The sequence below is a fragment of the Citrobacter sp. Ce104 genome (genome assembly GCF_030334595.1).
Lineage (GTDB): Bacteria > Pseudomonadota > Gammaproteobacteria > Enterobacterales > Enterobacteriaceae > Citrobacter > Citrobacter europaeus.
Window position 1 is genome coordinate 26,137 of record NZ_JAOWDP010000068.1, and the last position, 21,229, is coordinate 47,365.

Annotated in this window: 18 protein-coding genes; 12 read left to right on the forward strand and 6 right to left on the reverse strand. The window is 53.1% G+C overall.

Going from position 1 to position 21,229, the window contains the following annotated elements; genetic code table 11:
* Positions 1-262: 262 nt before the first annotated feature.
* The 7 genes from mreB to tldD all read left to right on the forward strand — a co-directional run bounded on the left by mreB (position 263) and on the right by tldD (position 10,466).
* On the forward strand, positions 263-1,306 hold the full coding sequence (gene mreB / locus OGW16_RS18635) for a rod shape-determining protein MreB (RefSeq protein ID WP_000913396.1): 1,044 nt from the start codon (positions 263-265) through the stop codon (positions 1,304-1,306).
* Between the two features lie 64 nt (positions 1,307-1,370).
* Positions 1,371-2,393: a rod shape-determining protein MreC gene (gene mreC / locus OGW16_RS18640; RefSeq protein ID WP_047408294.1), complete on the forward strand. Its 1,023-nt coding sequence runs from the start codon at positions 1,371-1,373 to the stop codon at positions 2,391-2,393.
* Positions 2,394-2,882 (forward strand): rod shape-determining protein MreD, encoded by a 489-nt coding sequence (gene mreD / locus OGW16_RS18645; RefSeq protein WP_003025196.1) that lies wholly within the window; start codon positions 2,394-2,396, stop codon positions 2,880-2,882. It begins immediately after the preceding gene.
* Positions 2,883-2,889: 7 nt separating this feature from the next.
* On the forward strand, positions 2,890-3,483 hold the full coding sequence (locus tag OGW16_RS18650) for a Maf family protein (RefSeq protein ID WP_080626033.1): 594 nt from the start codon (positions 2,890-2,892) through the stop codon (positions 3,481-3,483).
* Positions 3,473-4,942 carry a ribonuclease G gene (rng, locus tag OGW16_RS18655; RefSeq protein ID WP_003025190.1) on the forward strand — a complete coding sequence of 490 codons (1,470 nt, stop codon included), beginning with the start codon at positions 3,473-3,475 and terminating at the stop codon, positions 4,940-4,942. Before OGW16_RS18650 ends, rng begins: the two co-directional genes overlap by 11 nt.
* Before the next feature lie 114 nt (positions 4,943-5,056).
* On the forward strand, positions 5,057-8,857 hold the full coding sequence (yhdP, locus tag OGW16_RS18660) for an AsmA2 domain-containing protein YhdP (RefSeq protein ID WP_286518687.1): 3,801 nt from the start codon (positions 5,057-5,059) through the stop codon (positions 8,855-8,857).
* A gap of 163 nt (positions 8,858-9,020) precedes the next feature.
* Positions 9,021-10,466, forward strand: a complete 1,446-nt coding sequence (tldD, locus tag OGW16_RS18665; RefSeq protein WP_003828819.1) for a metalloprotease TldD — start codon at positions 9,021-9,023, stop codon at positions 10,464-10,466.
* Between the two features lie 48 nt (positions 10,467-10,514).
* Here the strand turns inward: tldD and OGW16_RS18670 are convergent, their stop codons facing one another.
* Complete coding sequence (locus OGW16_RS18670) at positions 10,515-11,129, reverse strand: YagU family protein (protein WP_080626035.1); 615 nt, start codon at positions 11,127-11,129, stop codon at positions 10,515-10,517.
* A 228-nt stretch (positions 11,130-11,357) separates the two neighbouring features.
* On the reverse strand, positions 11,358-12,272 hold the full coding sequence (gene aaeR / locus OGW16_RS18675) for an HTH-type transcriptional activator AaeR (RefSeq protein WP_043017820.1): 915 nt from the start codon (positions 12,270-12,272) through the stop codon (positions 11,358-11,360).
* A gap of 184 nt (positions 12,273-12,456) precedes the next feature.
* Between aaeR and aaeX the strand changes: the two genes are divergently transcribed.
* The 4 genes from aaeX (at position 12,457) to OGW16_RS18695 (ending at position 15,971) form a co-directional block, all read left to right on the forward strand.
* On the forward strand, positions 12,457-12,660 hold the full coding sequence (gene aaeX / locus OGW16_RS18680; RefSeq protein WP_003025177.1) for a p-hydroxybenzoic acid efflux pump operon protein AaeX: 204 nt from the start codon (positions 12,457-12,459) through the stop codon (positions 12,658-12,660).
* Positions 12,661-12,667: 7 nt separating this feature from the next.
* Entirely contained in the window at positions 12,668-13,600 is a 933-nt protein-coding gene (gene aaeA / locus OGW16_RS18685; protein WP_220772097.1) for a p-hydroxybenzoic acid efflux pump subunit AaeA, read from the forward strand.
* 5 nt (positions 13,601-13,605) lie between these two features.
* The gene (aaeB, locus tag OGW16_RS18690) at positions 13,606-15,573 is read left to right on the forward strand and encodes a p-hydroxybenzoic acid efflux pump subunit AaeB (protein WP_075145567.1); all 1,968 of its coding nucleotides are present in this window, start codon (positions 13,606-13,608) and stop codon (positions 15,571-15,573) included.
* A 119-nt stretch (positions 15,574-15,692) separates the two neighbouring features.
* The gene (locus OGW16_RS18695) at positions 15,693-15,971 is read left to right on the forward strand and encodes a barstar family protein (protein WP_043017817.1); all 279 of its coding nucleotides are present in this window, start codon (positions 15,693-15,695) and stop codon (positions 15,969-15,971) included.
* A gap of 57 nt (positions 15,972-16,028) precedes the next feature.
* Here the strand turns inward: OGW16_RS18695 and yhcN are convergent, their stop codons facing one another.
* Together yhcN and argR are read right to left on the reverse strand one after the other, a co-directional pair.
* The gene (yhcN, locus tag OGW16_RS18700) at positions 16,029-16,295 is read right to left on the reverse strand and encodes a peroxide/acid stress response protein YhcN (RefSeq protein WP_003025165.1); all 267 of its coding nucleotides are present in this window, start codon (positions 16,293-16,295) and stop codon (positions 16,029-16,031) included.
* 375 nt (positions 16,296-16,670) lie between these two features.
* Positions 16,671-17,141 carry a transcriptional regulator ArgR gene (gene argR / locus OGW16_RS18705; protein ID WP_003025162.1) on the reverse strand — a complete coding sequence of 157 codons (471 nt, stop codon included), beginning with the start codon at positions 17,139-17,141 and terminating at the stop codon, positions 16,671-16,673.
* 436 nt (positions 17,142-17,577) lie between these two features.
* Between argR and mdh the strand changes: the two genes are divergently transcribed.
* Positions 17,578-18,513 carry a malate dehydrogenase gene (gene mdh, locus OGW16_RS18710; RefSeq protein WP_003025158.1) on the forward strand — a complete coding sequence of 312 codons (936 nt, stop codon included), beginning with the start codon at positions 17,578-17,580 and terminating at the stop codon, positions 18,511-18,513.
* 146 nt (positions 18,514-18,659) lie between these two features.
* On the opposite strand, the gene degS is transcribed toward mdh, so the two are convergent.
* Together degS and degQ are read right to left on the reverse strand one after the other, a co-directional pair.
* Positions 18,660-19,727, reverse strand: coding sequence for an outer membrane-stress sensor serine endopeptidase DegS (gene degS, locus OGW16_RS18715; protein WP_003025154.1), 1,068 nt, complete (start codon positions 19,725-19,727; stop codon positions 18,660-18,662).
* Between the two features lie 89 nt (positions 19,728-19,816).
* Entirely contained in the window at positions 19,817-21,184 is a 1,368-nt protein-coding gene (degQ, locus tag OGW16_RS18720) for a serine endoprotease DegQ (protein WP_043017816.1), read from the reverse strand.
* Between the last annotated feature and the right edge of the window lie 45 nt (positions 21,185-21,229).

Genomic DNA, 21,229 nt, shown 5'->3' on the forward strand with positions numbered 1-21,229 from the left:
CTTCTGGGGGTGTGCTTGTCTGCTCGCCAGGTTGTAACAGCAAACATGCAGGTGAATGACCTTTGACAGGTTGCAAACAAAAGCGAGGAATGCTGCTGATTTATTCAGCCCTGATGGACTCAGGCCGGTTTTGTAACAAAGGAAACGAACTGCACTAATTTTCACCGTAGCAGATGATTTTTGCGCCTTGTCGCTGCTGCGTGTGGTTGGTAAAGTAAGCGGATTTTGTTTTCCGCCCCAGCTTTCAGGATTATCCCTTAGTATGTTGAAAAAATTTCGTGGCATGTTTTCCAATGACCTGTCCATTGACCTGGGTACCGCGAATACCCTTATTTATGTAAAAGGACAAGGCATCGTATTGAATGAGCCTTCTGTTGTGGCCATTCGTCAGGATCGTGCCGGTTCGCCGAAAAGCGTGGCTGCAGTAGGTCATGATGCGAAGCAGATGCTGGGTCGTACACCGGGCAATATCGCTGCAATTCGCCCAATGAAAGACGGCGTTATCGCTGACTTCTTCGTGACTGAAAAAATGCTCCAGCACTTTATCAAACAAGTGCACAGCAATAGCTTCATGCGCCCAAGCCCGCGCGTACTGGTGTGTGTACCGGTTGGAGCAACTCAGGTTGAGCGCCGTGCGATCCGTGAATCCGCTCAGGGCGCAGGCGCCCGTGAAGTCTTCCTGATTGAAGAGCCGATGGCGGCTGCGATCGGTGCGGGTTTGCCAGTTTCTGAAGCAACCGGTTCTATGGTTGTGGATATCGGTGGTGGTACTACTGAAGTTGCCGTTATCTCTCTGAACGGCGTGGTTTACTCTTCTTCTGTACGTATTGGCGGCGACCGCTTCGACGAAGCGATCATTAATTATGTTCGTCGTAACTACGGTTCTCTGATCGGTGAAGCTACCGCAGAACGTATCAAACACGAGATCGGTTCCGCTTATCCGGGTGACGAAGTGCGCGAAATTGAAGTTCGCGGTCGTAACCTGGCTGAAGGTGTTCCGCGCGGCTTTACCCTGAACTCCAACGAGATTCTGGAAGCTCTGCAGGAACCGCTGACCGGTATTGTGAGCGCAGTCATGGTTGCACTGGAACAGTGCCCGCCAGAGCTGGCGTCTGACATCTCCGAACGCGGCATGGTACTGACCGGTGGCGGCGCGCTGCTGCGTAATCTTGACCGTCTGTTAATGGAAGAAACCGGTATTCCAGTTGTTGTTGCTGAAGATCCGCTGACCTGCGTGGCGCGTGGTGGCGGCAAGGCACTGGAAATGATCGATATGCACGGCGGCGACCTGTTCAGCGAAGAGTAATCGGATGCAGGTAGGGTAGCCAGCGGGTTACCCTTCCGCTCTGATACGAGAATACGCATAGACTATGAAGCCAATTTTTAGCCGTGGCCCGTCGCTACAGATTCGCCTTATTCTGGCGGTGCTGGTGGCGCTCGGCGTTATTATTGCCGACAGCCGCCTGGGGACGTTCAGTCAAATCCGAACGTACATGGATACCGCCGTCAGTCCTTTCTACTTTATCTCAAATGGTCCCCGTGAATTACTCGACGGCGTTTCGCAAACGCTGGCTTCGCGTGACCAACTCGAACTTGAAAACCGGGCGTTGCGTCAGGAACTGCTGCTGAAAAATAGCGAACTGCTGATGCTGGGGCAATATAAACAGGAGAACGCGCGTTTGCGTGAGCTGCTGGGATCGCCGCTGCGCCAGGACGAACAAAAGATGGTGACGCAGGTCATCTCAACGGTTAATGACCCTTACAGCGATCAGGTGGTTATCGACAAAGGGAGCGTTAACGGCGTCTACGAAGGTCAGCCGGTTATTAGCGACAAAGGCGTAGTAGGTCAGGTCGTTGCGGTGGCTAAACTGACCAGCCGTGTGCTGCTGATTTGCGATGCAACACATGCGTTGCCTATTCAGGTACTGCGTAACGATATTCGCGTGATCGCTGCCGGTAACGGTTGCACCGACGATCTTCAGCTCGAACACCTGCCGGCCAATACCGACATTCGCGTTGGCGATGTGCTGGTTACCTCGGGCCTGGGTGGCCGTTTCCCTGAGGGTTATCCGGTTGCTGTTGTTTCTTCCGTTAAGCTGGATACTCAGCGCGCTTATACTGTGATTCAGGCACGCCCGACCGCGGGTCTGCAACGTCTGCGCTATCTGCTGCTGTTGTGGGGCGCCGATCGTAATGGCGCAAATCCGATGACGCCAGAAGAAGTGCACCGCGTTGCCAATGAACGTCTGATGCAAATGATGCCGCAAGTTCTGCCGGCACCAGATGCCATGGGGCCGCCTGCGCCAGTGCCAGCTCCCGCAACAGGCGTGACTCCAGCGCCTGCGGATACCACCTCGCCACAATCTGCTCCGCGTAAGCCGGGAGGACAGTAAGTGGCAAGCTATCGTAGCCAGGGACGTTGGGTGATTTGGCTCTCGTTCCTTATTGCACTGTTGCTGCAGGTCATGCCCTGGCCGGACGACATTCTGGTTTTCCGGCCAAACTGGGTGCTGCTCATCTTGTTGTACTGGATCCTGGCGCTGCCGCATCGCGTAAATGTGGGTACAGGGTTTGTGGTGGGTGCCATACTGGATCTCATCAGCGGCTCTACGCTTGGCGTGCGCGCATTGTCTATGAGTATCATTGCTTATCTGGTCGCGCTGAAATTCCAGCTATTCCGCAACCTCGCGCTCTGGCAGCAGGCGTTGGTGGTCATGTTGTTATCACTGGTCGTGGATATTATTGTTTTCTGGGCCGAGTTTTTAGTGATCAATGTCTCTTTCAGACCCGAAGTGTTCTGGAGTAGTGTAGTGAATGGTGTGCTTTGGCCATGGCTATTCTTACTGATGCGTAAAGTCCGTCAGCAGTTTGCGGTGCAATAAGGTTGATATGAATACTCTGTATCTTGCTTCAGGTTCTCCACGTCGTCAGGAGCTGCTCGCTCAGCTTGGTGTTACTTTTGAACGACTGGTGCCTGGGATTGAAGAGCAGCGGCACCCGCAGGAAAGCGCGCAGCAGTACGTTTCGCGTCTGGCGTGCGAAAAAGCGCAGGCTGGTGTGGCGCTGGCCCAGCGCGATTTGCCGGTATTGGGGGCGGATACCATTGTTATCCTTAATGGCGAAGTGCTGGAAAAACCCCGCGACGCCGCTCATGCTGCAGCCATGCTGCGCAAACTGTCGGGCAAAACGCATCAGGTCATGACCGCTGTGGCATTGGCCGACCGCCAGCACAGTCTGGACTGTCTGGTGGTGACGGAAGTGACGTTCAGAGCACTAACCGATGAGGACATCGCGGGCTATGTTGCCAGCGGTGAACCAATGGATAAAGCAGGTGCATACGGTATTCAAGGGTTGGGTGGCTGTTTTGTCAGGAAGATAAATGGCAGCTATCACGCCGTAGTCGGCTTACCGCTGGTAGAAACGTATGAGTTGCTGACCAATTTTAACGCACTGCGTGAGAAAAGGGATAAACATGACGGCTGAATTGTTGGTAAACGTAACGCCATCGGAAACTCGGGTGGCTTACATTGATGGCGGTATTCTGCAGGAAATTCATATTGAACGTGAGGCGCGACGCGGAATCGTAGGCAATATCTACAAAGGTCGTGTAAGTCGTGTACTTCCGGGTATGCAGGCGGCTTTTGTAGATATTGGGCTGGATAAAGCCGCATTTCTTCACGCTTCAGACATCATGCCGCACACTGAATGCGTGGCGGGTGAAGAACAAAAACAGTTCACCGTGCGCGACATATCTGAACTGGTGCGCCAGGGCCAGGATCTCATGGTGCAGGTGGTAAAAGATCCGTTGGGTACTAAGGGCGCACGTCTGACGACGGACATCACGCTTCCTTCCCGTTATCTCGTCTTTATGCCGGGTGCTTCGCACGTCGGCGTGTCCCAACGTATTGAAAGCGAAACCGAACGCGAGCGCCTTAAAAAAGTGGTAGCGGATTACTGCGATGAGCAGGGCGGATTCATTATTCGTACCGCGGCGGAAGGCGTCTGTGAAGAGGATCTGGCCTCGGATGCTGCCTACCTGAAGCGCGTCTGGACGAAAGTCATGGAGCGTAAAAAGCGCCCGCAAACGCGCTATCAGATGTATGGCGAACTGGCGCTGGCGCAGCGTGTGTTGCGTGATTTTGCCGATGCGCAGCTTGACCGGATCCGCGTCGACTCCCGTTTGACCTATGAAGCGTTACTGGAATTTACGGCGGAATATATCCCCGAAATGACCAGCAAGCTGGAACATTACAGCGGACGCCAGCCCATATTTGATCTCTTTGACGTTGAGAATGAAATCCAGCGCGCGCTGGAACGCAAAGTAGAGCTGAAGTCCGGCGGTTATCTGATCATCGATCAAACCGAAGCGATGACCACCGTCGATATCAACACCGGCGCGTTTGTTGGGCATCGTAATCTCGACGACACTATCTTTAATACTAATATTGAAGCAACGCAGGCTATCGCTCGTCAGCTGCGTCTGCGAAACCTCGGCGGCATTATCATTATCGATTTTATCGACATGAATAATGAAGATCACCGTCGCCGGGTGCTGCATTCTCTGGAACAGGCTCTGAGCAAGGATCGCGTTAAAACCAGTATCAACGGTTTTTCACAGCTGGGTCTGGTAGAGATGACGCGCAAACGCACGCGTGAAAGCGTGGAGCATGTGCTGTGCAACGAGTGTCCGACCTGCCACGGGCGTGGTACGGTGAAAACGGTGGAAACCGTATGCTATGAAATCATGCGCGAAATCGTGCGGGTACACCATGCATATGATTCCGATCGTTTCCTGGTCTATGCTTCACCGGCAGTAGCTGAGACCCTGAAAGGTGAAGAGTCACATGCGCTGGCGGAAGTCGAAATCTTTGTCGGCAAACAGGTCAAAGTACAAATTGAACCGCTGTATAACCAGGAGCAGTTCGACGTCGTTATGATGTAATCTGGCCTGGTAGACGCCAAATGGCGATACTTTGCAGGCCGGAGAAGGCGTTCACGCCGCCATCCGGCAAGACGGTTTTGTGAGTCACATTTTTTGGTAGACAAGGAGAGGCGCGTGAGGCGATTGCCGGGGATATTACTGCTCACTGGAGCCGCATTCGTTGTCATCGCAGCGCTGCTGGTCAGTGGACTGCGCCTTGCGCTACCTCATCTTGATAGCTGGCGCCCGGCGATCCTTGGCAAGATTGAATCCGCCACTGGCCTGCCCGTTTCCGCCAGCCAACTTTCCGCTAACTGGCAAAATTTCGGTCCTACGCTTGAAGCGCGCGATATCCATGCGCAGCTGAAAGACGGTGGGGAATTTTCGGTCAAGCGCGTCACGTTAGCGCTGGATGTCTGGCAAAGCTTGCTACACATGCGCTGGCAGTTTCGTGATCTCACCTTCTGGCAGTTACAACTGCGCACCAATACCCCCATCCAGCGCAGCGAAAGCGGTGATGGAATTGAAGCCGATCACCTCAGCGATCTCTTCCTGCGCCAGTTTGATCATTTCGATCTGCGCGACAGTCAGATTAGCTTTTTAACCCTCTCAGGCCAGCGTGCTGAACTGGCGATCCCACAGCTTACCTGGCTGAACGGTAAAAACCGGCATCGCGCTGAGGGGCAGGTCAGTCTCTCCAGTCTGACCGGGCAGCACGGCGTTATGCAGGTGCGTATGGATCTGCGTGACGACAACGGACTATTGAATAACGGTCGGGTCTGGCTACAGGCCGACGACATCGACGTCAAGCCGTGGCTGAATAAATGGATGCAGGATAACGTTGCGCTGCAGACCGCGCGTTTTAGCCTGGAAGCATGGATGACGATCAGCAAAGGCGTGGTTTCCGGCGGCGATGTCTGGCTGAAAAAAGGCGGGGCAAGCTGGCTGGGTGAAAATCGTACGCACACGCTCGCCGTCGATAATCTGACGGCGCACATCAGCCATGAAGGGCCGGGCTGGCAATTCTCTATTCCCGATACCCGTATCACCATGGATGATAAACCCTGGCCGAGCGGGGCGTTAACGCTGGCCTGGATACCAGAACAGGAAGTCGGTGGTGAGAATAACAAACGCAGCGACGAGCTTCGCATTCGTGCCAGCAATCTGGATCTGGCCGGGTTAGAAGGGCTGCGTCCGATGGCATCCAGGCTATCGCCTGCGCTGGGGGATATCTGGCGAGCTACGCAGCCGAGCGGCAAGATAGATGTGCTGGCGCTGGATATCCCGTTACAGGCGACAGAAAAAACCCGCTTCCAGTCCTCGTGGACCGATCTGGCCTGGAAACAGTGGAAGCTGCTGCCAGGGGCAGAACACTTCTCCGGTACGCTTGCGGGAAGCGTTGAAGATGGGGCGCTAACCGCTTCCATGACGCAAGCCAAAATGCCGTATGAAACCGTCTTTCGCGCACCGCTGGAAATAGAGAACGGCGTGGCGACGCTAAGCTGGCTGAAAAATGATAAAGGCTTTCAGTTAGATGGACGCAACATCGATGTTAAAGCGAAAGCGGTACGCGCGCGCGGCGGTTTTCGCTATCTGCAGCCCGCCGGTGATGAGCCATGGTTGGGCATTCTGGCAGGCATCAGCACCGACGATGGCTCTCAGGCCTGGCGTTATTTCCCGGAAAACCTGATGGGCAAAGAGCTGGTTGACTATCTCAGTGGCGCTATTCAGGGCGGCGAAGCGGATAACGCCACGCTGGTGTATGGCGGCAACCCGCATCTGTTCCCCTATCTCCATAATGAAGGGCAGTTTCAGGTCCTGGTGCCGCTTCGCAATGCGAAGTTTGCTTTCCAGCCCGACTGGCCCGCGCTGACTGACCTCAATATTGAACTGAACTTCATTAACGACGGTCTGTGGATGAAGACGGATAGCGTTAATCTGGGTGGTGTGAAGGCCAGTAATCTGACGGCCAACATCCCCGACTATGCAAAAGAAAAACTGCTGATTGATGCCGATATCAACGGGCCGGGCAAGGCGGTCGGACCTTATTTTGATGAGACGCCATTAAAGGATTCTCTCGGCGCCACGCTCGAGCAGTTGCAAATTGACGGCGATGTGAATGCTCGCTTACATCTTGATATTCCGCTGGACGGCTCGCTGGTTACCGCTAAAGGCGACGTCAACCTGCGTAATAACAGCTTGTTTATTAAACCGCTCGACAGCACGCTGAAGAATTTGAACGGCAAATTCAGCTTTATCAACGGCGATCTGCAAAGTGAGCCGATGACGGCGAACTGGTTTAATCAGCCGCTGAACGTCGACTTTTCTACGACCGAAGGAGCGAAAGCCTACCAGGTCGCCGTGAATCTACAAGGTGACTGGCAGCCAACCCACATGGGGATTTTGCCGGCGCAGGTCAACGACGCGTTGAGCGGAAGCATGGCGTGGAATGGCAAAGTGGGAATCGATCTTCCGTATCATGCCGGGCCGACCTACGACATTGAGCTAAAGGGCGACCTTAAGAATGTAAGTAGTCACTTACCTGCTCCGCTGAATAAAGCTACCGGTGAGGCGTTGCCGGTGAACGTTAAGGCCAGGGGCAATCTGCGCAGCTTTGATCTGACCGGCAACGCTGGCAGTAAGAATCACTTTAACAGCCGCTGGCTACTGAATCAGAAACTGACGCTTGACCGCGCAATCTGGACGTCGGAAAGCCGCACCGTGCCCGCGTTACCCGATCAGCAAGGCATTGAGCTTAACCTTCCCCCTATGGATGGCGCGCAGTGGCTGGCGTTGTTCCAGAAAGGCGCTGCAGATAATGTTGGTACCAACGCCAACTTCCCTCAACGGATCACGGTGCGGACGCCATCGTTATCCCTGGGTGGTCAGCAGTGGAATAATTTGAGTATCGTCTCTGAGCCTGCGAGCAACGGTTCCATCGTGCAGGCGCAGGGTCGTGAAATTAACGCCACGCTGGCGATGCGCAATAATGCGCCGTGGCTGGCCAATATTAAGTATCTTTATTACAACCCAAGCGCGGCAAAACCGTCACCGAATAGCACGCCTGCCTCGCCGTTCTCCGCCATCGACAACGTCAGCTTCCGTGGCTGGCCGGACCTTCAGCTACGCTGTGCAGAATGCTGGATGTGGGGACAGAAATACGGGCGCATTGACGCCGATGTAGCGATTAAAGGCGACACGCTCACCTTGAATAACGGTCTGTTGGATACCGGTTTTGCCAGACTGACCACCGACGGCGTATGGGTGAATACGCCGGGCAAGGAGCGGACGTCGCTGAAAGGTAAACTGAGCGGCAGTAAAATTGACTCCGCGGCCGGCTTCTTTGGCGTATCAACGCCGATTCGCAATTCTTCGTTCAACGTGGAGTACGATCTGCACTGGCGTAACCCGCCGTGGGAGCCAGATGAAGCCTCGCTGAATGGCATTTTGCGTGCCCGGTTGGGTAAAGGTGAGATAACCGAACTCAGTACCGGACATGCGGGGCAGCTATTACGCCTGCTGAGCTTTGATGCGTTGTTGCGTAAACTGCGTTTTGATTTCAGCGACACCTTCAGTGAAGGCTTCTATTTCGACTCGATTCGCAGCACGGCGTGGATCAAAGATGGCGTGATGCATACCGATGACACGCTGGTGGACGGTCTGGAAGCCGACATTGCGATGAAAGGCTCAGTGAACCTGGTGCGCCGGGAGCTGGATATGGAAGCCATCGTCGCACCAGAAATCTCAGCTACCGTAGGGGTTGCCGCCGCGTTTGCCGTCAACCCGATTGTGGGTGCGGCGGTGTTTGCCGCCAGTAAGGTTCTGGGACCGCTGTGGAGCAAAGTCTCGATTCTGCGTTATCGCATCAGCGGTCCGGTCGATAAGCCGCAGATTAACGAAGTTCTGCGTCAGCCGCGCAAAGAAAGCCAGCAATGATTTGACGGGGGCGAGTAATTGCCCCAATCTCAGTACAGTGATCTTCTACCGCAGTCCGTAGGCCGGAAAAGGCGTTCACGCCGCCATCCGGCATTGAAGTGCCTGATGGCGACGCTGGCGCGTCTTATCAGGCCTACAACAGAAACTAATGAGTACCAAAACGATGAGTCTGAACCTGGTAAGTGAACAATTGCTAGCGGCGAATGGCCTGAAACATCAGGATCTGTTTGCCATTCTGGGCCAACTGGCCGAACGCCGTCTTGATTACGGCGATCTCTATTTTCAGTCGAGCTATCACGAATCCTGGGTTTTAGAAGACCGCATCATTAAAGACGGTTCTTACAATATCGATCAGGGCGTTGGCGTGCGCGCCATCAGCGGCGAAAAAACAGGGTTTGCTTATGCAGACCAGATTAGCCTGCTGGCGCTGGAGCAAAGCGCCCATGCCGCGCGAACTATCGTTCGTGATAACGGTGACGGCAAAGTAAAAACGCTGGGGGCGGTAGAGCATCAGGCGCTTTACACCTCGGTTGATCCGTTACAGAGCATGAGCCGTGAAGAGAAACTGGATATTCTGCGCCGCGTAGACAGCGTGGCCCGCGCCGCCGACAAACGCGTCCAGGAAGTGACCGCCAGCCTGACCGGTGTTTATGAACTGATCCTGGTGGCAGCGACTGACGGTACGCTGGCCGCTGACGTCCGCCCGCTGGTACGCCTGTCCGTAAGCGTACAGGTCGAAGAGGATGGTAAGCGTGAGCGCGGCGCCAGCGGCGGCGGTGGTCGTTTTGGCTATGACTATTTCCTTGGTGACCTTGATGGTGAGGTTCGTGCCGACGCGTGGGCAAAAGAGGCCGTACGCATGGCGTTAGTCAATCTGTCTGCAGTTGCAGCCCCTGCGGGTACGCTGCCGGTGGTACTCGGCGCTGGCTGGCCTGGCGTTTTGCTGCATGAAGCGGTCGGTCATGGTCTGGAAGGTGACTTTAACCGTCGTGGCACCTCGGTATTCAGCGGTCATATGGGTGAGCTGGTCGCGTCAGAACTGTGTACCGTTGTGGATGATGGCACCATGGCGGACCGTCGTGGTTCCGTGGCTATTGATGACGAAGGTACGCCGGGTCAGTACAACGTGCTGATCGAAAACGGTATTCTGAAAGGCTACATGCAGGACAAACTGAATGCGCGCCTGATGGGCGTGGCGCCAACGGGGAATGGACGCCGTGAATCTTACGCGCATCTGCCGATGCCGCGTATGACCAACACCTATATGTTGCCAGGGAAGTCTACGCCGCAGGAAATCATCGAATCTGTTGAATACGGTATTTATGCGCCTAACTTTGGCGGCGGCCAGGTGGATATCACCTCCGGGAAATTTGTGTTTTCGACGTCCGAAGCGTATCTGATTGAAAACGGTAAAGTGACCAAACCAGTGAAAGGCGCGACGCTGATCGGCTCCGGTATCGAAGCGATGCAGCAAATTTCGATGGTGGGTAACGACCTGAAACTGGATAACGGGGTTGGCGTTTGCGGTAAAGAAGGGCAGAGCTTGCCAGTGGGCGTGGGCCAGCCGACGCTGAAGGTGGATAACCTGACCGTAGGTGGCACCGCCTGAACTGAAAGGGTATGAAAATGGCGCTACTCTTGGGTAGCGCCATTTTTTTTAGCGTATATTGCCCAGCGGAATTTCAGGGTCTGGTTCGTGAGTGATGCGGTTACGCAAATCACGACGAATAATTTCGATCGACCAGAACCAGATAAGATGCCCTGCGATTTCAGATACGTGCTCGTACCACGGCAGTTCAAAGAGCGGAGGCGTCAGCCCCATCAGCGGGAACGAGATCATATGGACAAAAAGCTGAGCTAACGCGCCAGCCAGCAAACCCTGCCAAAGCTTAATTTTAGGGAAGACTTCTGCAACGATGCAATAACCTACGGCAAAGACGATAGAGAAAATAATATGCGTCACGCCAACCCAGTTAAATATATGCCCGGCAAATGTATATACAGCGGCGTTAGGATCGACAACGCCCAACCAGTCGCGTAAAAATATATAGGGAGGATTTAAGAAGTTGCGTGAGCAATCAATCTGGCTGGCCACTCTTATTAATTGTTCCGGTCCGCATGCGCCGGTGAATAAATCAGTAGGGCTGCGTGGAGGAAGTGGAACCTCTGCTCCCCATTTGACGAAAGAGGAGACGATCCCTGCAATCAAGCCAATAAACGCGGCGAGCCCGTAGCGCCTGCGCGAAGGTTGTGTTTGTTCAAATAGATTCATTTCTGATCCTTGCTTTAAGACATCCTGAAAAATATATTATTATTCATGCTGCTAACAATAAAATAACTGCCTGTATGTCAGGCCACTTACACGGTAAATGGTGAGTGGCGGTGGTGTCAATTATCTATTTTTGATAGGGTGCTGGAGTGAATTCTGAATTGTCAGAGGACAATCCAGGAAATATTCATGAGAAATATTCTTCTCGGGATGTTTTAATTATTCCTTTCGTCATCCTCGGACGCCCTGAAAAACGCCGACCACATCGACAAAATAATCCGACAGGTAGTTAATCACCACCTGGACCTTGAGCGGCAGTTTGTCTTTTTCGGTATACAGCGCATAGACCGGACGCGGATCCGACTGATAGCGGGGAAGCAGGATCTCCACTTCGCCACGATTGATCTCATTGATCACCCACATCAACGGCACATAGGCGATGCCCGCGCCTGCGGCCAGCCAGCGAACCAGCGTCATCGGATCGTTAGTCACGAATCGCCCCTCTGGGATCAGCCGGGTAGAGATCCCCTCCGGAGCAATAAGCTCGAACTCATTATCCGGGCGCACGCTGTACTCCAGCCACGAGTGGTTGCTGAGATCGGCGGGCTTCTCCGGGACGCCAAACTGCGCGAGATAGCTTTTAGCGGCGCAGACCACCATCGGCATAGCACCCAGGCGACGTGAAAACAGGCTGGAGTCCTGCAACGCGCCGACGCGAATAACCACGTCCAGACCATCGGCGATTAAATCCGGTGCCGGGATGCCGGTTACCAGATTTACGGTCAATCCTGGATACTCTTTCAGCATCTTTGAGGTCAACCCAGCGAGGACATTTTGTGCCATGGTTGAAGAACAGCCAATGCGCAGGGTGCCGATGGGGGTGTTGTTAAAGGCATAAAGCTGCTCGTGAACATCCTGTGCTTCGTGCAGCATTCGGCGGCAGCCCTGATAATAAATTTTTCCAGCTTCGGTTAGCCCAATGCTGCGTGTGCTGCGGTTTAGCAGCTTGACCTGTAGCTCATCTTCCAGTTTAGAGACCGTCTGGCTTATCGATGATACGCTCATTTGTAGCTGTCTTGCGGCGGCGGTGAAGGAGCCTAGTTCGACAACTTTGGCAAACACCGACATACGTTTTAATCGTTCCATTGTTCACTCTGGCTTAAAAGTGATTTAGATCACATAATATAGATAACAGCATAACAGTTACGTTAATATATTATTATTCAAATAACAGCTATGTCGCTCTCGCCTGGCTCATCCTTGCCCTTCTCTGCGGTGACATACGCTAGAAAATCTATCATCTGCACTCTCTTAAGCTACCAAGGTCAACATGAGTCTGTTTCCCGTTATCGTGGTGTTTGGTCTGTCCTTCCCACCGATTTTTTTCGAATTACTTTTGTCACTGGCGATTTTCTGGCTGGTGCGCCGGGTACTGGTTCCGACTGGCATCTATGATTTTGTCTGGCATCCGGCTCTGTTTAACACCGCGCTGTATTGCTGTCTGTTCTATTTAATAACGCGCCTGTTCGTTTGAGGTTGAAGTGAAAACACTAACAAAAAAACTCTCCCGTACGGCCACGACTCTCGTACTGGTCATTCTGGCCTTCATTGCCATTTTCCGCGCATGGGTGTTCTACACCGAGTCGCCGTGGACGCGTGACGCCCGATTCAGCGCCGATGTCGTTGCCATTGCGCCGGACGTGGCGGGTCTTATTACCAACGTTAACATCCATGATAACCAACTGGTGAAAAAGGATCAGATCCTGTTCACTATCGATCAGCCTCGTTATAAAAAAGCCCTTGAGCAGGCTGAAGCTGATGTCTCTTATTACCAGGTTCTGGCGCAGGAAAAACGCCAGGAGGCCAGTCGTCGTAACCGGCTGGGCGTACAGGCCATGTCTCGTGAAGAGATTGACCAGTCAAACAACGTCCTGCAAACCGTATTACACCAGCTTGCGAAGGCGCAGGCGACCCGCGATCTGGCAAAATTAGATCTGGAACGTACCGTGATTCGCGCGCCAGCAGATGGCTGGGTGACTAACCTGAATGTCTATAGCGGCGAATTTATTACGCGTGGCTCCACGGCGGTGGCGTTGGTCAAACAGCATTCTTTCTATGTGCTGGCCTATATGGAAGAAACCAAACTGGAAGGCGTTCGCCCTGGGTATCGCGCCGAGATCACCCCGCTTGGCAGTAATAATGTACTGAAGGGCACCGTTGATAGCGTGGCGGCTGGCGTAACGAATGCCAGCAGTACGCGGGATGCAAAGGGTATGGCAACCATTGATTCCAATCTTGAATGGGTGCGTCTGGCACAGCGTGTGCCGGTGCGAATTCGTCTTGATGAGCAGCAGGGAACCCTGTGGCCTGCCGGGACTACGGCTACCGTCGTTATTACCGGCAAGCAGGATCGCGATGCAAGCCAGGAATCCTTCTTCCGTAAAATGGCGCACCGCCTGCGCGAGTTTGGTTAATCGCGATGGGTATTTTCTCCATTGCCAACCAGCATATCCGCTTTGCGGTAAAACTGGCGTGCGCGATTGTACTGGCGCTGTTCGTTGGTTTTCACTTCCAACTTGAGACCCCGCGCTGGGCGGTGCTGACCGCAGCTATTGTGGCGGCGGGCCCGGCTTTTGCCGCCGGCGGAGAACCTTATTCAGGCGCTATCCGCTATCGCGGCATGCTGCGTATTGTCGGGACATTTATTGGCTGTATTGCCGCACTGATCATTATCATCAGCATGATCCGCGCCCCGTTATTGATGATCCTGGTGTGTTGTATCTGGGCCGGGTTTTGTACCTGGATCTCATCGCTAGTGAAGATCGAAAACTCCTACGCATGGGGGCTTTCGGGCTATACGGCGCTGATCATCGTCATTACTATCCAGGCTGAACCGCTGCTGACGCCACAATTTGCGCTCGAACGCTGTAGTGAAATTGTGATGGGGATTGTCTGCGCCATTGTGGCCGATCTGCTCTTTTCGCCCCGTTCGGTGAAACAAGAGATTGATGTTGAACTGGACAGTCTGCTGGTGGCGCAGTATCAACTTATGCAGTTGTGCATAAAGCATGGCGACAGTGAGGAAGTTGACAAAGCGTGGGGCGATTTAGTCCGGCGTACGGCGGCGCTGGAAGGTATGCGCAGTAACCTGAACATGGAGTCCTCACGCTGGGTGCGCGCTAACCGCAGACTGAAAGCATTGAACACGCTGTCGCTCACGCTTATCACGCAGTCCTGCGAAACCTATCTTATTCAGAACACCCGACCGGAACTGATCACTGACACCTTCCGCGAGTTGTTCGATACACCGGTTGAAACGGTGCAGGATGTCCATAAACAGCTGAAGCGGATGCGTCGTGTGATTGCCTGGACCGGCGAGCGCGAAACGCCGGTTACGATATATAGTTGGGCAGGCGCTGCGACGCGCTACCTGCTGCTCAAACGCGGTGTGGTGAGTAATACCAGGATTAGCGCTACGGAAGAAGAGATCCTGCAAGGCGAGCCGGTGGTGAAAGTGGAGTCTGCCGAGCGCCATCATGCAATGGTCAACTTCTGGCGCACCACGCTTTCTTGTGTGCTGGGAACCTTATTCTGGCTGTGGACCGGCTGGACCTCTGGCAGCGGTGCAATGGTGATGATTGCGGTTGTCACCTCGCTGGCAATGCGTTTGCCCAATCCTCGCATGGTGGCGATAGACTTTATTTACGGTACGTTGGCGGCGTTACCGCTTGGGGCGCTCTATTTCCTGGTGATTATCCCCAATACGCAGCAAAGTATGCTGTTACTGTGCCTGAGCCTGGCGGTGCTGGGATTCTTTCTGGGGATTGAGGTACAGAAACGACGACTGGGTTCGATGGGAGCGCTGGCCAGCACCATTAATATCATTGTGCTGGATAACCCGATGACCTTCCACTTTAGCCAGTTCCTTGACAGTGCGTTGGGGCAGATTGTTGGCTGTGTGCTGGCGTTTATTGTCATTATGTTGGTGCGCGATAACTCTCGTGACAGAACGGGGCGTGTGTTGCTCAACCAGTTTGTCTCGGCGGCGGTTTCAGCAATGACCACCAACGTGGTACGTCGTAAAGAAAACCACCTCCCGGCGCTTTATCAGCAGCTGTTTTTACTGATGAACAAATTTCCTGGCGATCTGCCGAAGTTTCGCCTGGCGCTGACAATGATCATCGCACATCAGCGCCTGCGCGATGCGCCGGTACCGGTGAACGAGGATTTATCCGCATTCCACCGTCAGCTTCGCCGTACTGCCGATCGCGTGATTTCCGCAGGAAACGACGACAAGCGCCGACGCTATTTTAGCCAGTTGCTGGAGGAGCTTGATATCTACCAGGAAAAATTAATCATCTGGCAAGCTCCACCGCAGGTGACCGAACCGGTAAAACGGCTCAGTGGGATGCTGCATAAATATCAGCATGCGCTGGTCAGTAATTAAGAGTTGAAAACCGACGCTAAAAGCGTCGGTTTTTTTATGGCTATACTTACCTGAAAATACGAGAGACCCTTGCATATTGGCGGTCTGTAGAGTGGCTGGCGTCGGGATGGTGGCTATAGATGAACATCTATACATTTGATTTTGACGAGATAGAAGACCAGGGTGATTTCTATCGCGAGTTTACGCGCACGTTCGGTCTCGCCCGGGAAAAGGTGGTTGATTTAGATTCTCTGTGGGAGGTGGTTATCGGGGAAGTTTTACCGCTGCCGCTGGAGATTGAATTTGTCCATTTACCGGACAAGCTGCGCAGGCGATACGGCGCGCTGATTTTACTGTTCGATGAAGCGGAAGAAGAGCTGGAAGGACAGCTGCGCTTTAACGTTCGCCACTCAACGTAAGGCATAAAAAAGCCCCCGGCAGGCGGGGGCAAGTCGTCGGACTTAGACGACGAGGGTTTATTTGTAGAGTTCTGCAGTTGCGTGCCAGTGAGCGCCTTCACGGAGTTCGGTGACGCGATAGCTGCTGGCGCCCGCTTTTTCAGCTTTAGCGGCGATGGCCTGACGCATATCCATTGGTGAGCTACCGATCTGAGATACGGAGATGCTGCCCATGGATTGCAGGTTCTGTGCTTCTTGTGAGTTCACCTGAGTAACCGCGGCGCTTGCGCCGAAAGAGAGAACAGAAAGAAGGCTTAAGGTTGCAATAGTAGTTTTGATTTTCATGATATTTACCTCGTCGAATTCTTTTATAGGGGTCTGCGTTTCGTGACCCTCATCACAAAATCAAGTATACACTAATCACGCGATAAATTAATACCACGCTAATTGTTTCCCGGCGTATTAAGTGTTAAGAAAAATATTTTTTATAACCAAATAGAATTAAAAAGAGAGTTATAAACGCCGGTTGTTGAGTAAATGCAATAAAATCATGCAGATATAAAATTTTGCAAAATGTGCGCTTTTGAACATGCACATTCACTACGTGAATGACTTTTGACGGTTAAACGCACCATTTGTTAAATGAATGACAGTGGAAAGTAGAGGAAGGAGGGAGGAATCAGAGGTTTTTCCCCGCCGCGAAGCGACGGGGAGGAGACATTACAGCTCTTGTTCGAACAGTTCCAGAATGGCTTCGTACAAATCTTTTACCGTAAAGCCCTTAGCTGGGGTGGTGAAGATGGTATCGTCACCGGCAATCGTACCCAGAATACCTTCCGCTTTACCCAATGAATCCAGCAGACGTGCGATCAACTGAGCAGCGCCAGGGCTGGTATGAATAACCACGACCGCATCGTTATAGTCGATATCCAGCACCAGATTTTTCAGCGGGCTGGAGGTAGTAGGTACTCCTAACTCTGCCGGCAGGCAGTACACCATTTCCATTTTCGCATTGCGGGTACGCACGGCGCCAAACTTGGTCAGCATGCGAGAAACCTTGGACTGATTGATATTATCAAAGCCCTGATCCTGCAACGCGAGGACGATTTCGCCCTGAGAGCTGAACTTTTCTTCTTTAAGCAGCGCTTTAAACGCCTTTACTAATTCTTCTTGTTTTGCCGAGCTTCGCATAAGTCACCCGTAATATGGCGGTAGAAACAACATTATTGTGCATACAGATGAATTTTTATGCAAACAGTCTGCCTTGTTCAAGGCTGAAATAATGTTATGAAAGAGCGGAATTTTATCAAATTTCGTTATCAAGAAACATGCCTGTGTCACGGCTCGCAAATAAGCTTAAAAGTAAACTAAATGTTATCAAATTGATGTTGTTTTGAGAGGTGGGTAGGGTATATTGTCAGCACCTGTTGGAAAGTTGCTCTACTGTGCGGGTGGTTTTGAATTACGTAACTTAGGTTTTATTTTACGTAAGTTAAATGCATAAAAGCCAAATTTGCGTGACTACGCATTCTTGACGCGTGGTTGTTGTATTCGTTGGATTTGTGAATTAAGGTCGCCGCCGCGGAGCAATAGACACTTTGCTTATCAATATAATAAGGAGTTTAGGATGAAAGTTGCAGTCCTCGGCGCTGCTGGTGGTATCGGTCAGGCGCTAGCATTACTGTTAAAAACCCAACTGCCTTCAGGTTCAGAACTCTCCCTGTACGACATCGCTCCAGTAACGCCTGGTGTGGCCGTTGATTTGAGCCATATCCCTACTGCTGTGAAAATCAAAGGCTTCAGCGGCGAAGACGCTACCCCTGCGCTGGAAGGTGCTGATGTGGTACTGATCTCTGCGGGTGTCGCACGTAAACCGGGTATGGATCGTTCCGACCTGTTCAACGTCAACGCGGGTATCGTGAAGAACCTGGTGCAGCAGGTTGCTAAAACCTGTCCGAAAGCGTGTATCGGTATCATCACCAACCCGGTAAACACGACCGTCGCTATCGCTGCAGAAGTGCTGAAAAAAGCAGGCGTATACGATAAGAACAAACTGTTTGGCGTGACCACGCTGGACATCATCCGCTCCAACACCTTTGTTGCGGAACTGAAAGGCAAGCAGCCTGGCGACGTTGAAGTCCCGGTTATTGGCGGCCACTCTGGCGTGACCATTCTGCCGCTGCTGTCACAAATTCCTGGCGTAAGCTTCACCGAGCAAGAAGCCGCTGACCTGACCAAACGTATCCAGAATGCGGGTACTGAAGTTGTGGAAGCTAAAGCTGGTGGCGGATCTGCAACCCTGTCTATGGGTCAGGCTGCAGCTCGTTTCGGCCTGTCACTGGTTCGCGCACTGAGCGGCGAAAAAGGTGTGGTTGAATGTGCTTACGTTGAAGGCGACGGTCAGTATGCTCGCTTCTTCTCTCAGCCGCTGCTGCTGGGCAAAAACGGCGTAGAAGAACGTCAGTCTATCGGCAAGCTGAGCGCGTTTGAACAAGCTGCGCTGGAAGGTATGCTGGATACGCTGAAGAAAGATATCACTCTGGGCGAAGAGTTCGTTAAGTAAGCCGAAGAGAGGCCTGCGTGTATTTGTTGGCCTGAAAGCTGCGCGCCATCAGGCATTACGTGCTAACTCCCTACGATATCGCCTAATAAAAACCGGAGCCAATGTGCTCCGGTTTTTTTATGGTAAGTGGACAGCCAGACGTGACGTTAATTGGTAGCCGGGTATTCCTGAATCGTTACCTGCAGCGTCAGCTGTTTGTCATCACGCATCACGACGACGGAGATAACCGAACCAGGGCGAATCTCTGCCACCTGGTCCATCGTTTCCAGCGCAGATACCGCCGGTTTGTTATTGACCGAGATAATCAGGTCGTTAACCTGAATGCCTGCCTGTGCCGCCGGACCGTCCGGTGCTACTTCGTTAACCACAATCCCCTGAATTTGATCCATTCCGCCACCCTGAGCGTGCAGTGGGGCAATTTCACGACCGCTGATGCCGATGTAGCCGCGAATCACGCGCCCGTCACGAATCAGCTTATCCATGATTTTAGTCGCCAACTGAAACGGAATGGCAAAGCCGATCCCTTCCGGGGTTTCGCCATCGTTGCTCTTATCAAATGACAGCGTGTTAATACCCATTAACTCGCCCAGCGAGTTAACCAACGCGCCGCCAGAGTTACCGTGGTTGATGGAGGCATCGGTTTGCAGGAAGTTTTGCCGCCCAGTCGGGTTCAGGCCAATACGGCCGGTGGCGCTGATAATCCCCTGAGTGATGGTTTGCCCAAGGTTGTACGGGTTACCAATGGCGAGAACCACATCGCCGATGTGCGGCACGCGTTTATTATTAATTGGGATTGTCGGCAGGCCGCCAGTGGCGTTGATTTTCAGCACCGCAAGGTCGGTTAACGTATCAGAACCCACGAGCAGTGCTTCAAATACACGTCCATCCTGCAGTGCGACGATGATTTGGTCGGCATCATTAATGACGTGCTTATTGGTAATGATATAGCCGCGCTGATCCATGATAACGCCTGAGCCGAGCGTGCGGATCTCAAGCTGGTTGTGCGCGGTACTGTTCATACTGCGGTTATAAACGTTCACGACGGCAGGCGCTGCACGGCGAACCGCCGGGTTATAGCTGGCGGGTGTTTCATCTGCACTGTCGAACTGCGGTGCGGTAAGTGTATTTATTTTGCGCAGAGAGGGCATCGCGGCCAGCAGAATAGCGCCGACGATTAAACCAATCGCGACCGAACGTAAAAGCTTCACAAACATGATGGCGGCGTCATTAATAAAGGGAACGGCAGCAGCATATCACGAGTTTACCGGACATCACACGGGGGGCTGATGTCCGGTTGCAGGCGTTAACGCAGGAGCAGGTAGATAGTTTCGTTTCCGCGAACCACCTGCAGAGCAATGATCGACGGTTTCGCTTCCAGCACTTTGCGCATTTCGGCGATCGAGTTTACGCGATCGCGGTTAACGCCAATAATAACGTCATCTTTATGCAAACCGGCCTGCGCGGCTGGACTGCTTTTTTCAACGTTATCAATTTTGATGCCTTTGGTGCCGTCTTTTAGCTGACCATCGCTGAGCGTAGCCCCTTGTAACGCAGGTGCAATCATCTCCGCACTGGCGGACGATGATGTACTGGTATCCAGGGTGACTTCAACCTCCAGCGGTTTACCGTTACGCAGCAGACCCAGTTTGACTTTGGTCCCTGGTTCGGTTGTCGCAATGCGTGAACGCAGTTCGGCGAAGCTGTTGAGCGGTTTGCCGTTGAGACTGGTAATGACGTCGCCGGACTTTACTCCTGCTTTTGCGGAACCGGAGTTAGGCAGAACCTCGCTGACAAACGCGCCGCGCTGCACGTCCAGTTTGAACGCTTTGGCGATGTCGGAGGTCATTTCGGTACCTTTAATGCCCAACAGGCCACGTTTAATTTCACCAAACTGCATCAGCTGCTGCGCCAGCGTGCGCGCCATGTTGCTCGGGATTGCAAAGCCAATGCCGATACTGCCGCCGCCCGGGGCCAGAATCGCGGTGTTAATTCCAATCAGCTCACCGTTGAGGTTAAGCAGCGCGCCGCCGGAGTTGCCCCGGTTGATGGAGGCGTCGGTCTGAATAAAGTTCTCCAGACCTTCCAGGTTCAACCCGCTGCGACCCAACGCCGATACGATGCCGGAGGTGGCTGTTTGCCCCAAACCAAACGGGTTACCCACGGCCACCGCGAAATCACCCACGCGGAGTTTGTCGGAGTCGGCAATAGCAATTTGTGTCAGGTTGCTGGGATGTTGAATTTGCAGCAGAGCGATATCGCTCTGATCGTCGCTGCCGATAAGCTTAGCGTCGAACTCACGGCCATCATTAAGCTGAACGCTGATTTTTTGCGCCTGGTTAATGACGTGGTTATTGGTCAGGACGTAGCCTTTGGCAGCATCAATAATGACCCCTGAACCCAGCCCTTCAAAAGGTTGAGAAGGTTGATCGGGAAGTTCATCACCAAAAAACTTTTTGAACTCTTCCGGGACTTTCTGTCCCTGAGTGGCGGTGCCTTCGACCCTTACGCTCACCACGGCAGGTAACACTTTCTCCAGCATCGGGGCGAGGCTGGGAAGCGCAGCCTGACCGGGAACCTGGCCGGGAATTGACGCTGCGGCCGGGAATGGCGCCGAGAGAGTTAACCCGACACTTAACGCTAATGCACTCAACAGCTGGGTTTGTTTTTTCATGGATCCTGCTCTCGTACCTTGAGTAAACGGAAGATGATTCAAAAC